This window comes from Maribacter arcticus (assembly GCF_900167935.1).
GTDB classification, from domain to species: domain Bacteria; phylum Bacteroidota; class Bacteroidia; order Flavobacteriales; family Flavobacteriaceae; genus Maribacter; species Maribacter arcticus.
Genome location: NZ_FUYL01000003.1, coordinates 70,509 through 83,654 on the forward strand (window position 1 = coordinate 70,509; position 13,146 = coordinate 83,654).

General features: G+C 35.4%; 9 protein-coding genes. 3 read left to right on the forward strand and 6 right to left on the reverse strand.

The window, feature by feature from the left end; translation table 11 throughout:
- From B5X55_RS05750 to B5X55_RS05770, 5 genes are all read right to left on the reverse strand, one after another.
- Positions 1-4,767, reverse strand: a complete 4,767-nt coding sequence (locus B5X55_RS05750) for a Calx-beta domain-containing protein (protein WP_079511663.1) — start codon at positions 4,765-4,767, stop codon at positions 1-3.
- Positions 4,768-4,924: 157 nt separating this feature from the next.
- On the reverse strand, positions 4,925-5,812 hold the full coding sequence (gene fabD, locus B5X55_RS05755) for an ACP S-malonyltransferase (protein WP_079511664.1): 888 nt from the start codon (positions 5,810-5,812) through the stop codon (positions 4,925-4,927).
- Positions 5,813-5,882: 70 nt separating this feature from the next.
- Complete coding sequence (locus B5X55_RS05760; RefSeq protein ID WP_079511665.1) at positions 5,883-6,398, reverse strand: gamma carbonic anhydrase family protein; 516 nt, start codon at positions 6,396-6,398, stop codon at positions 5,883-5,885.
- Between the two features lie 9 nt (positions 6,399-6,407).
- Positions 6,408-7,139 carry a LytR/AlgR family response regulator transcription factor gene (locus tag B5X55_RS05765; protein WP_079511666.1) on the reverse strand — a complete coding sequence of 244 codons (732 nt, stop codon included), beginning with the start codon at positions 7,137-7,139 and terminating at the stop codon, positions 6,408-6,410.
- Positions 7,136-9,340, reverse strand: a complete 2,205-nt coding sequence (locus B5X55_RS05770) for a tetratricopeptide repeat-containing sensor histidine kinase (RefSeq protein ID WP_079511667.1) — start codon at positions 9,338-9,340, stop codon at positions 7,136-7,138. Before B5X55_RS05770 ends, B5X55_RS05765 begins: the two co-directional genes overlap by 4 nt.
- 203 nt (positions 9,341-9,543) lie before the next feature.
- Here B5X55_RS05770 and B5X55_RS05775 point away from each other — a divergent pair, with 203 nt between their 5' ends.
- Positions 9,544-10,719 carry a vWA domain-containing protein gene (locus B5X55_RS05775; RefSeq protein WP_079511668.1) on the forward strand — a complete coding sequence of 392 codons (1,176 nt, stop codon included), beginning with the start codon at positions 9,544-9,546 and terminating at the stop codon, positions 10,717-10,719.
- A 47-nt stretch (positions 10,720-10,766) separates the two neighbouring features.
- Here B5X55_RS05775 and B5X55_RS05780 read toward each other — a convergent pair whose 3' ends face one another.
- Complete coding sequence (locus B5X55_RS05780; protein WP_079511669.1) at positions 10,767-11,789, reverse strand: PorP/SprF family type IX secretion system membrane protein; 1,023 nt, start codon at positions 11,787-11,789, stop codon at positions 10,767-10,769.
- A 123-nt stretch (positions 11,790-11,912) separates the two neighbouring features.
- On the opposite strand from B5X55_RS05780, the gene B5X55_RS05785 reads away from it, so the two are divergent.
- Entirely contained in the window at positions 11,913-12,824 is a 912-nt protein-coding gene (locus B5X55_RS05785; RefSeq protein ID WP_079511670.1) for a NifU family protein, read from the forward strand.
- A 71-nt stretch (positions 12,825-12,895) separates the two neighbouring features.
- Positions 12,896-13,096 (forward strand): dodecin family protein, encoded by a 201-nt coding sequence (locus tag B5X55_RS05790; protein ID WP_027064938.1) that lies wholly within the window; start codon positions 12,896-12,898, stop codon positions 13,094-13,096.
- Positions 13,097-13,146 lie beyond the last annotated feature (50 nt).

A 13,146-nucleotide genomic window follows, 5' to 3' on the forward strand; every position in this document is an offset into this window, starting at 1 on the left:
TTATCTAATAAGCTGTATCCAACCCTTATCAAGAATCACAGGTTCATTATTAATACTATAATTCATAATATAAAAATAAGTTCCTTTAGGTACTTTTTTTCCTTTATAGTTTCCATCCCAAACATCAACGGTAGTCTGAGTTCCAGATGCAACTAAATTAGCTCCTTCAAAAACTAGATTTCCATAACGGTCATAAATAACAATTTTATAATTTATTCCTTGATCGACTTGAGCCTCTGAATCCCTAAGGTTAATTCTTAGCACATCATTTGTTCCGTCCCCATTCGGTGAAAACTGATTAAAAAGGAACCCAGGGTCTGCAGGTGTAGGTATACTAACCTCAACATCTACAGTACTACTATTATTTGCCTCATTACTGTCTGTTGGCGATGACCTAACTAATGTGGCTATATTAGTAAAAGCCCCCTCAATTGGCACTGATACCGTAATTTCTAATGTTACTGCATTTTGTTCTCCTACTTCAAGTGATTCAATAGTCCACCTTCCTGTTGCCTCATTAAAATCTCCTGCGGTAGAAACATCGCTTATGTAAATAAAACCAGCATCTGCCCCTTCTGGAAGTATATCATCAATCTGTATATTACTAATTATGTCTCCATTTACAGATTTATTTTCTACACGAATGGTAAATGTTATTTGCTCTCCTAGTAATGGAGTTTTATTATCAACATTTTTTATAACTTCTAGATCAATACCTTCTGGAACCTCTGTATTTAAAGTTACGGTAGATTCATCGTTTGCTGGATTGTTATCTGATGGTATCGACTCCAATAAGGTTGCCGTATTTTCATATGGCCCTTCTTCAGAAACAGTAACTGTTATGTTAAGTACTACAGACAAACCAGCTTCTAGTTCTGCTATGTCCCAAATACCTGAAATTTCATCATAATCAACAGAGGATTTAGACACAAAATCAAAACCTAGTTCTAATAAGTCCCCAATAACAATTGCTCTAACAGTTCTATCAGATAAGTTAGTGACCATTATTTCAAAAACAACGGTATCACCGATTTGCGCATTTATATTATCAACAGATTTCAAAACTTCTAAATCTATAGGATCATCACAGTTTGGCGTTGCAACAGGATCACAAGGATCATCTGGGTCAGAGCCATTGGTTTGTTCATCCAAGTCTGATAAACCGTCCCCATCAGTATCACAGCTACCATTAAATCGGTTGGGAATACATGGGTTATCGTTGGCAGGATCTTGTTGGTCATTTACACCATCATTATCGGCGTCATCAGTATTTGAATCTAAAGCATCTATTATTCCATCATTATCCTCATCTAATGGGTTGGCTATATCAGCACCAACTTCTTCACCATCTTCAATACCATCACCGTCAGTATCTGGGTTGTTAGGATCTAAGCCTAAGGCAACTTCTTGACCGCCTAAAAGTCCGTCATTATCATCATCCGATTCACAATCACTAACATTAATGGTAATATCTATTGTAGGATTGACACATGGCGCCGTTGAATTCGTAGTTGTAAATCTGAAAATATATGCTCCTGAAGCCAACCCTTCAAAATCAACAACATTGGTAGAGTTTATATTCACATCTTCAGGACCTGATACAAAAATCCATACACCAGGGTCAGCCCCTGTAAGCCTGCTATCTAAATCTAAACTGGTAAGGCCGTTGGTTGCTATATTACAAATAGAAGCATTTTGAGCAGTACCGGCAGTAGCTTGAAATCCTATTCTAGCAATTACTGGCTGCCTTTCGGTAGTACATTCGTTTTCGGTAGCCTCCACATAATATGTAGTTGTTACTGTTAAGGGTGGAGTTGTAAATGTTTCACCAAAAGCTATCGGCGTATCGGATTCTAATGAATTATACCAATTAACTGAAGCCCCATCACTTGGTATAGCACTTAACAATAATGTTCCTGGACCACAACGTTCATTTCCGTTAATAGTAACCAACTGAGGAATGATATTTCGAACAATTTGAACTTCAATATTACCACTCGCACAATTATTTGCCGCATCATAGAAAAAGCCATAATAGGAGGCCGGTGTGCTAATATCTTGAGCTTCTGCAGGGCTTAAGTGAGAAGTTATAGTTAGCGGATTTGAAACTCTACTCCATGTCAGAACGGTACCGCTAGGAGCAATACTCGTAGTGAAATCAAATAGATTGGCTGAAAAAGCACTACCCGTATCAACTACACAATAAATTGGAGAAACAGATGCATCTAAAACTGGCGCAGCAACACAATTATCATCATCATTTATTGTACCTATTGCTGTACCTCCATTTACTAGCTGTACATTATTGGTCGGTAAGCCTAATTGAACTTCAAAGGTTTCTGTATTTTCTAAAACTGCATCATTATTAATAGGCACCGTAATCGTCTTAGTTTCATTTGCTGTACCCGTAAAAATCAAGGTGCCGGGAGTACCAGTATAATCTGTACCGCCTCCTGTAGCGGAATCATCAAAAAAGGAATAAGATACTTGTGTACCACCAACAACAGCAATACTTAACTCAACATTAAAAACTAATACCCCAGACGGATCATCTTCATTAAATGGAATACTCGTTACTTCTAATATAGCTTGGTCATTATCATTAATTTGCACTGTAGCAGAGCGTGTAGATGCTGCCCCCAATACATAACCTGATCCTGAAGCCAAAGTAATTATCACTGATTCAACACCTTCTTGGATTAAATCGTTAAATGGATCTATTATAATTGGGACAGACTGTTCTCCTGGAAGAATATCAATAGCGTTAGCACTTATAGCTGTATAATCGGTGCCGTTAACTGCTGTACCACTTACTACATAATTAATTGTCATTGTACTGCCCGTATTGTTTGGGGCACTTAAACTAATTGTAAATTCGCCCGTTGCTGCTGCACCATTACTCTCAGCTGCAGTAGCATCAATAGCCGTAATTCGAGCAACGTTTGCGTCATCACTCACTATAGTAACTATTGCATTACCTGGATTACCTATAGTATATCGAGAACCTGTACTAAGCGATACAATAACCGTCTCATTTTCTTCGACCGTAGTATCATTAATAGGTGTTACAGTTATTGTATTCACTCTTTGACCATTCGCAATTTGAACCGTACCGTTCAGAGTTGTGTAATCTGAATTTGGTGTAGCAGTTCCTGCGGTTGTATAATTTACTGCTATCGATGCACCCGTATTATTTACGGCTCCTAAATCTACAGTAAACGTACCATTGGTACTCGGACTTTCGTTAGCTGTTGCAGCAGTGGCCTCTATGGTAGCCGTAAACGTATCCGTATCTAAAATAGAAATCGTACCTATTCTAGATCCTGAATTTCCTAAATCATATAAAGAGCCTGCGGTCAATTCAACAATTACTGTCTCCGTGTTTTCTACTAAGTTATCGTTAATTGGGGTTACTACAATTGTATTTGATTGTTGCCCATTTAAAATTTGAACGGTTCCTAATAAAGCAGTATAATCGGTTCCTGAAACTGCCGAACCACCTACCACATAATTGATTGTAATGGGTGAACCTGTAGAGTTAACCTCATCTAAACTAACAGTAAACGTACCGGTATCGGTTACTGTGTTGGCCTCGGTTGCTGAATTATCTGTAGCTAATATCGATGCTCTAAAAACATCGTTGTCTAAAATAGTTCCTATTGCTGTATCCGAATCATCAACAAGGGCTTCATTCGAGCTAAGCGTTACCGTAAATGTTTCTGTTCCTTCAATCAAATTATCATCATAAGTATCAACATCAAAATCTCTACCTTGACCTGCAGCTCCACTAAAATTTAAAGTTTTCGGATCACTTTTATAATCTACATCACCACCCGTTGCGCTGATATCAACAAAATTAACCGTAACCGTAAAAGCATTTGGCACCAAAATATTATTTGTTACCCTAAAACCCATTTTATTCCCTTCGATTTCGGTAATATCTTCGATTGTTATATTGCCCACATCATCATCATTAATAGTTCCAATTGCAGTATCACTTGCGTCAACATTGGCATTATTTGCACTCAAAATAACATTGAAAGTTTCATTATTTTCAACAACATTATCATTTAACGTTGGAACCGTAAATTGCCGGTTTGTAGAGCCTATAGGGAAATTTATAGGTTGCATAACATTATTATAATCTTCTGGTTCCACTAAACCTGGTGCTCCACCAATTGCTGTACCATCTTGAAAATTAACGTTAACCGTATAACTAAATAATGCAGCTTTATCGGCCACAATACTGAACACCAAACCATTGCCTTCGTTTGCTGATATATCTGTAACACTTAAAGTTGCGGTATCGTCATCTACAATATTAACAGCTGCAGTTTTATTGGCACCTAAAGTATAGGCTCCATCTGGTACTATTTCAACAACTACTGTTTCTGTCCCCTCCAATAACACATCCTGGAAAGCTGTATTTACATTAATTAACGCATTACTAATAAACGCAGTATAAGTAACATCTACTTCTCCGCTTAAAGCTGTATAATCAACACCTGCCGTAGCAGTACTGCTGGCTAAAACAATATATTTCACGGTAACTGTACCAAAATCAGAAAGAGACGCCACGGAAACCCTAAAATTTCCAGGAGTAGCACTTCCCTCTAAGGCGTCGGCATTATTTGCAATAGAAACTGTTTGCCCAAAAATTCCTCCTAGAGAAACAGATAGAAAAAATAAACTAAAAACTAATATAGACAGGTTAAAGTCGATTATTTTAGTAATGTTTAGGAAAATAGAATGTAATTTCATTTTCATAGCGTTCTTTTCATTTCCATCAATTTCATTGAAGAATAATTATAATTCTTCAATGAAAAATATGGGTCTCAATATTACGAAAAAATCAATGTAAACCGCTCACAAACAGTTGAAAAAAGGATTTTTAGGTTGAATGGTAAACTAGAAGTATAAAAGCTTAGATATCCAGTATTGGTGACTGAGTTTGTGCCGTTGGCTCAATTTTTTTAATCAAACCTTGTAATACTTTCCCAGGTCCAATTTCAGTAAATACTGTAGCCCCATCTTTTACCATTTGCTGTACACTTTGCGTCCATTTAACTGGCGCTGTTAATTGCAGCATTAGGTTCTTCTTAATTTCTGCCGGACTATTTACTGCAGTTGTAGGTACATTTTGATAGATTGGACAACTTGGGCTTGCAAAATTAGTATTATCTATTGCCGCCGCAAGTTCTTCTCTTGCCGGCTCCATTAAAGGCGAGTGGAATGCTCCACCAACTGGTAACATTAACGCTCTTCTAGCACCAGCTGTTTTCAATTTCTCACATGCTAATTCTACAGCAGCTATCTCACCAGAAATCACTAATTGACCCGGGCAATTATAATTTGCAGCAACTACTACACCTGCTGTTTCTTTACATATTTTTTCTACGACACCATCTTCTAATCCTAAAACGGCAGCCATTGTAGAAGGTTTTAGTTCACAAGCTTTTTGCATTGCCAAAGCACGTTGCGACACTAATTTTAACCCGTCTTCAAAACTTAACGTATTATTTGCCACAAGCGCCGAGAACTCCCCTAAGGAATGACCCGCAACCATATCTGGCTTAAATGAAGCACCCATTACCTTACTCAAGATAACGGAGTGTAAAAATATGGCTGGTTGTGTAACTTTAGTCTCTTTTAATCCTTCGGCAGTACCATTGAACATTACTTCAGTAATATCGAAACCTAAAATATTATTTGCCTTTAAAAATAACTCTTTTGCAATAGGATATTTCTCATATAAATCAAGTCCCATTCCAACAAATTGAGCACCTTGCCCAGGAAAAACGTATGCGTTCATAACTTTTAATTTTGGTGCATCAAAAGTACGTATTTTAGATAGATTGCTATATTGAAATTACGAACAGCCTCTATTCTGACTCTTTGAACCAACCTGAGTACATGGTATACGCTTCCGCTATTCTATTTATTTCTCCTGAACTTAATTCGGGACTAATATCTTTTATTTTCTTTGCCGGCATACCCGCAAATATGCTTCCTGATGGCACATGGGTACCTTTTGTAAGAACAGCTCCGGCAGCTATAATGCTGTTGCTCTCTACGATACAATCATCCATAATAATGCTACCCATACCTATCAACACATTATCATGAACAGTACACCCGTGCACAATAGCATTATGCCCAATAGATACATTATTACCGATAGTTGTTGGCGATTTTTTATACGTACAATGAATAACAGCCCCATCTTGTACATTTACCTTATCGCCCATTTTAATAAAATGTACATCGCCCCTTAGCACAGCATTAAACCAGACACTGCATTGCTTACCCATTATAACTTCACCTACAATAGTTGCATTTTCAGCAATAAAGCAATCATCCCCTATTACAGGTTCTTTACCTCTAACACCTTTTATCATATTCGTTATTTAATTAAAATAAGACAGAAAATCTTTCTTTTTAGATGCGGAAACCATCACTTCTTTTCCATTAGACATCACCACACTACCACCTTTACCTCTTCTATATTTCACAACCTCGTTTACATTGACTAAAAAAGATTTATGAACTCGGGCAAAAGGAAATTCAGCCAAAGCATCTTCAAAATACTTCAAAGTCTTACTTACCAATATTTTTTTGTTCAGCAAATATATTTCTGTGTAATTATCATCGGCCTTACAATATAGAATTTCTGAAACATTCAATATTTGAAATCCGTCTTGCTGAGGCAACGTCAATTTACCTTCAACCCCTTTTGACTTGGTTGCTAATACCTCACCTTCTAAACTCGCTTCTTTTTCCCGCACACCTTCAACATAATTAACGGCAATAATTAATTCATCAATATTAATTGGCTTAGTCAAATAATATGCAGCATGATTATTTAAAGCGTCTTTTGCATAATGATCATAAGCAGTAACAAAAACTGTTTCAAAAGTTCTATCGGGTAGCTGATCTAATAAATCGAAAGCATTACCAAAAGGCATCTCGACATCTAAAAATACAAGGTCAATAATGTTATTCTCAATCAACACTAAAGCTTCTTTAATAGATGCTGCCTCACCGACCAAATCTATACTCGGACAATACTTATTAATGTAATTTCTAAGAATCTCTCTACTATTGGTCTCATCTTCGACCAAAATTGCTTTTAAGCTCATTTTTCTTTTTTTAGTATGAAAAGCACTTTGGTACCTGAACCATCTATTTCTAAGTCCGATATCTCAATATCAACCTTATCGGCATACATATCATTTAAAATCGCAACACGTTTTTTAATTATACCCATGCCTTTAGATTTTTGTTTCTTTTGATTTTGAGTTTTAATAGATGCAGATTTCTTGCGCCCTATACCATTGTCAGTAATACATATCGCAATTGATTTACTGCCATTTTCCTTTATATAAACTGATAACAAACCTTTAGTTTCCCTATACCTTAGACCATGCCATATAGCATTTTCAATGTAAGGCTGTAAAAGCATAGGTGGTATTTGATACATAGAAATTTGAACTTGTTCATCAACAATAATTTTATAGTCAAACTTATCTTCAAACCGTGAATGTTCTAATTTCATATACAGTTCTAATTGCTGCAACTCTTTTTCTAAGGGAATAAAATCTTCTTCAGAATTTTCGAGTACAGAGCGCATTAAAGTCGAAAAATCACTTAAATACCTATTTGCGCTACGCTCATCGCTTTTAGAAATAAAATTATTCACCGAATTCAATGCGTTGAATATGAAATGCGGATTCATTTGTGACCTCAACGATTTTAACGCCAATAAATTATTGGCCAATTTTTGCTGCCGATTACTTCTATAAAAGAAGAATGCTGCTAGAAGTGTTAATAGCAATCCGAAAATTAATGAATAAATAATCCATTGTTGCCGCGCATTGCTCTCTTTTACCAACTCTTGTTCTGTTAATGCCAAGTTATATTTACTTTGCGACAACTCTCGCTCTTGCTCTAAGCCCGTTAGTCTATTTTGAGCGCTAGCAATTTCTCTATTAAATCTATTGGCCCTAGATATTTCTTGTTCTTTACGCACGTATAATGAATCGACCAAAGCGACATAAGATTGGTAGGTGTCTAAGGCTTTAGTAAAATCACCTTTCTCTTTATACACCTCAGAAAGCTTTCTGGTGGCATCTTTTTGTACAACAAGATCATCTTCAGAACCAGCCTCAACAATACTTCTTTCCAAAAAAGGGATTGCTTCGTTATACTTATCTTGAGAGATATAAGCATTAGCTATTTTATAATTAATTCGTTGCGATGTAATTGTATCACCAAGTTCTAACTTAGTAACGCCTGCATTAGGTGAGTTAAGTTTTTTTAAATCTTGCAGACTATTTTTTCGCATGGTAATTTCTTCACTATACCGGTTTTTGGCATTGTAAAAATCAGCCACTTTTTCCTTTTCCTGTAAAGCTCTTTTAGGTGCTTGCTGCGTCGCTAATTCAAGTGAATTTCCGTAGTATGCTTCAGCTTCTATCGTTTGATTACTTAAAGAGTACGTGTCGGCGATTTTAGAATTAAGATCTGTCATTTTCGACGTAATCTGATTCTTATTAGCAATTAAGAGCCCTTTATTATATAACTGAATTGCTTCTGAAATTTTTCCGTCGCCCTTTTTCGCATCACCTAACAACTCATAAAGTTGTACACTTTGGTATGGAGGAATTGATTTAATTTCCAATAAAGGATTTAATAGATTTGCAGTTTCTTTAAACCTTGAGGTTAAATTATAAGCCTTAGCTAACAATAATGACGTTGAAATTGTCTTATTGGCATCTAAAGCATCCTCATAATTATCAATAGCTAAATCTAATTGCTTATGATATTGATAAATTTCACCAAGTTTAGATAGTGATCTTGCCAATTCTTTCTTTCTACCCCTTTTACCTAGTAAGGATATTGATTGTGCTACATAGTCAATACTTCTTTCAATATCCTGCGCTTTATATTTATCGGCGGAATCTAGCAAAGCTTGATGTTCTAAAGAAATATCAGGCGATGATTTTAACCGAGCACTTGTTGATGAAGTTTCAAAATCTTCTACTAATATGAGAACATCATCATTTTTCTTTACGTTATATCGTAAAGTCACTATGTCTTCATGCTCAATTATCAGTACATCACCTATTTTGGTTTTTATCTCAAATTCTCCAAGTCCGTTAGTTACCACTAAGTTCCCAATCTTATTAGAAATAGACACACCAGAAATAGGCCTACCGGTATTCTTAGCTTCGACCCTACCCTTCAAATTAAACCTTACAGCATCATTTTGTATTTGAGAATGACTTGTTAAAGTCCCCAATACAAAGCATATAACTATGTAGAATATTAAATTTTTCATTCGCTATGATTACTGTAAACTTAGCTGATTTATATGTTACAAAAAAATAGATTAAACGCCAAAAAAGGGCATTTAACCCCCAATTTCATTAGTTTACAAACTCAACGAACAACTTAACTAAGTCAAAAGGTGCGTATACTCATTACCATTATTTTTAAAGAAACATTGCCATTAGTTTTAGGCTAGAATTTAAAACTACAATAATGAAAACATTAAGAAAAATAACAACTTCGGGATTACTTCTGTTTGCTATAACAACTGTACTTGGTTGTGTAGACGAGCCTAAACAAAAACAAATTGAACTAATTGCATATGCTCATTCCCCTTTGGAAATAAAAAAAGATAATATTGTACAAATTGCATTATTACTTGACACTAGTAATAGTATGGACGGTTTAATTAACCAAGCAAAGTCGCAGCTTTGGGATATTGTAAATGAATTCAGCCTTGCCAAATGTGGCAATGATGCTAGACCTAATTTACAAATTGCACTGTATCAATATGGTAATGATAATCTTTCTGCAGAAGAAGGGTATATTCAGCAGGTTTTAGCATTTAGCAGTGACCTTGATGAAATTTCTGAGAAATTATTTTCATTAACCACTAATGGGGGTGAAGAATATTGCGGAAAGGTTTTACAAACATCATTACATCAGTTGCCTTGGAATAAAAACCCAGATTTATTACGCATGATATTTATTGCGGGTAATGAACCATTTGACCAAGGTCAATATAATTATAGAACTGCATTAACAAATGCCAACGAGAAAGATGTTGTTGTTAATACCATTTTCTGCGGAAACTACGAACTGGGCATCAATACGAATTGGAAAGAGGGTGCATCATTAACAGGTGGCGAATATATGGCCATTGACCACAATAAAAAAGTTACTCATATAAGTACCCCATATGATGAAATCATTATAAAACTAAATTCAAAACTTAACACGACTTACATTTCTTATGGTTCTTTGGGCAAATCAAAAATTATCGCACAGGAGGTACAAGATAGCAATGCACTAGCAATGCAAGAAGCTGTTGCTGTAAAAAGAGCCGTAAGTAAAAGCTCAAGACTTTACAATAATAAAAAATGGGATTTGGTTGATGCTTATGATGATGCCGAATTTGAAATCAGCTCTGTCGAGAAAGACGAGTTGCCTGAGGAACTACAAGGAAAAAGTGAAAACGAAATCAAGCTGTACGTTGAATCGAAGAAAAATGAGCGAGAAGAAATTCAAAACAAAATAAAAGAGTACAATTCTAAGCGATTAGCCTATATCGCCGAAAATCAAAAAAGCAATAACTCAGGTGAGCTAGAAAATGCAATGGTTCAAGCCATTAAAAAACAAGCTGCATCGAAAAACTTTAGTTGGGATTAATCTTCGAAAATCTAATCGGCCTGTTTTAACTTAAACGGGCCTTTTTTTTAGTTAGCTGCCGGACAATAGCAATCGTACTTACGTTCGGTCTGTCCGAAATCATAACCAATGGTAATCTGATGAAATCCTCCATTATCAAAACGAATATCTCCCATTTGATAAGAATAGTTATAAGACACCATAAAGTTGTTAATATTGGCTCCTACTATAGGTGTCACGAGTTGTAAACGTTGTTCTCCAAAACCAGTTGCCGTTTGAAATTGTGCACCATCAAAACTTCTTCTATACGAAAGTCCGCCCCAAATACGTCCAAAATCAACATCCTTATACACCTTGGCATTGATATCCATGGTTTTCTCTTTAGTAAATTCGGTTAACTGAAAAAGAACGGAAGGTTCAACTTGCCATTCACTTTTACCAAATACATAACCAGTAGAAATGAGGTATCTTCTAATATTATCAATAACTAATTGATCAGGATTATCTTGCCTATCTCTGTAGTATACATTTCTTTTACTACCTGTCATTGCATTGGTTACTGCAAAATGAGTGTAGAATTCTTGAAAATTATATGAAATACCAATATCAACGTTAGTATATGATGCGCTTAACTTTATTCCAGAAACAGCAGGATCCGGCGTAACAGATCTAAACTCAGTTTCATCTAAACTACTTTGCAAAATTGTAGCACTTAATCCAAAAGAAAGTTGATTTAAGACTCTCATGTCACTACTCCCCATTCTTAAATGGTGAGCATATGTTAATTTCAATCCTGTTTGTGAGTGGTAACCATTTGCATCATTAAAAAGAATGGCTCCCATTCCACTTGGCGTATCACCAATTCTAAAATGTGCATTTATTGTTTGTAAACTAGGGGCATCATCTACATCGAACCATTGCTTTCTGGCAGTCGCTCTTATTTTACCTCCTTCACCAATACCTGCCATAGAAGGAAATACCAAATAGTAGTTATCTGACAAATAATCGAAATAAACAGGAATGCCCTCCTGTGCTATAGATTTTGAACCTATCATTAACACGGTAAACAATAGTAGAATATGGTATCTCATCTTTGGGATTATAAACTAGACCTTAGTTTTGATAATATAAAGTGTATAACGGGTTAACCTCAACATTATTATGTAGGACTAAACTAAGATTTCCTTCGTATTTTTGCATAAATTATTTGAGAAATGAAAGAGTATTCTATTACAGTTGTTAAGACTAATAATCCCAATATACTAAAGTTCGAAACTAATCATCTATTAGTTCAACGCAAAAACTACGAGTATAAAAATATTGACGAAGCCAAAAATTCACCTTTGGCACAACAATTATTCTATTTACCATTTATAAAAACGGTATATATTTCTGGTGATTTCATTGGCCTAGAACGATATGACATTGTTAAGTGGGAAGATGTGAAAGATGAGGTTGCGCAACAATTGGTCGAGTACTTAAACGCAGGAGAACCAATAGTTTTGGAAGAGGATTTAGATAAACCAATACCTGTTACTGTATATGCAGAGGTTACACCAAACCCATCTACAATGAAGTTTGTTGCCAGTAAAAAAATAGTTGGCTCTGCCTTTGAATTCAAAAATTTAGATGAAGCTCGAGATTCTAAATTAGCGACTACATTATTTCAATTTCCATTCGTGAAACAAGTATTTATTGATGAAAATTATGTTTCTGTTTCTAAATACGAAGTTGCTGAATGGGATGATATTACAGTAGAAGTAAGAGAGGTAATTAGAAACTTTATAGCTGACGGAAAAGAGATTGTTGCCGATAATGCAAAATCGATTGGCACCGAAGCACAAGTTTCTGAAACGGTTTCTGTAGAAAGCACAATAACACTTGATGAAACATCTCAAGAAATTGTGGATATTTTGGAGGAATACGTGAAGCCAGCAGTTGCAAGTGACGGAGGTAATATAATGTTCAAATCTTATGATAAGGAGAGCAAAACTGTAAACGTAATATTACAGGGTGCGTGTAGTGGTTGTCCGTCTTCTACATATACCTTAAAAAACGGTATAGAAACTATGCTTAAAAATATGATGGGTGACAAAGTAAATGAGGTTGTAGCCCTAAACGGTTAATAAATGCTTGAAATTAATAATATTTTGCCTTCAAATTGTGTAACTTGTAGTGAATCTAAAAACACATCATTATGGCAGTTTTAAAAGTTATTGAAATATTAGCAAATTCTGATAATGGTTGGGAAGATGCAGCAAAAAAAGCAGTTTCTGAAGCCTCTAAATCGGTGAAAAATATTAAATCGGTTTATATCAACGAGCAAAGTGCAACTGTTGAAGATGGCAAAATCAAAAATTACAGAGTCAATGTTAAAATCACTTTCGAAGTAAAATAACAAAAATCAAACTATTTCAAAAGCGCCTTTTGGCGCTTTTTTTTGTCCTA

Bases quoted from the DNA above. Each gene is read 5' to 3' on its own strand.
- B5X55_RS05765 (WP_079511666.1), bottom strand. From the start codon at position 7,139: ATGAGCTTAAAAGCAATTTTGGTCGAAGATGAGACCAATAGTAGAGAG.
- B5X55_RS05760 (WP_079511665.1), bottom strand. From the start codon at position 6,398: ATGATAAAAGGTGTTAGAGGTAAAGAACCTGTAATAGGGGATGATTGC.
- B5X55_RS05790 (WP_027064938.1), top strand. From the start codon at position 12,896: ATGGCAGTTTTAAAAGTTATTGAAATATTAGCAAATTCTGATAATGGT.
- B5X55_RS05780 (WP_079511669.1), bottom strand. From the start codon at position 11,789: ATGAGATACCATATTCTACTATTGTTTACCGTGTTAATGATAGGTTCA.
- fabD (WP_079511664.1), bottom strand. From the start codon at position 5,812: ATGAACGCATACGTTTTTCCTGGGCAAGGTGCTCAATTTGTTGGAATG.
- B5X55_RS05770 (WP_079511667.1), bottom strand. From the start codon at position 9,340: ATGAAAAATTTAATATTCTACATAGTTATATGCTTTGTATTGGGGACT.
- B5X55_RS05785 (WP_079511670.1), top strand. From the start codon at position 11,913: ATGAAAGAGTATTCTATTACAGTTGTTAAGACTAATAATCCCAATATA.
- B5X55_RS05750 (WP_079511663.1), bottom strand. From the start codon at position 4,767: ATGAAAATGAAATTACATTCTATTTTCCTAAACATTACTAAAATAATC.
- B5X55_RS05775 (WP_079511668.1), top strand. From the start codon at position 9,544: ATGAAAACATTAAGAAAAATAACAACTTCGGGATTACTTCTGTTTGCT.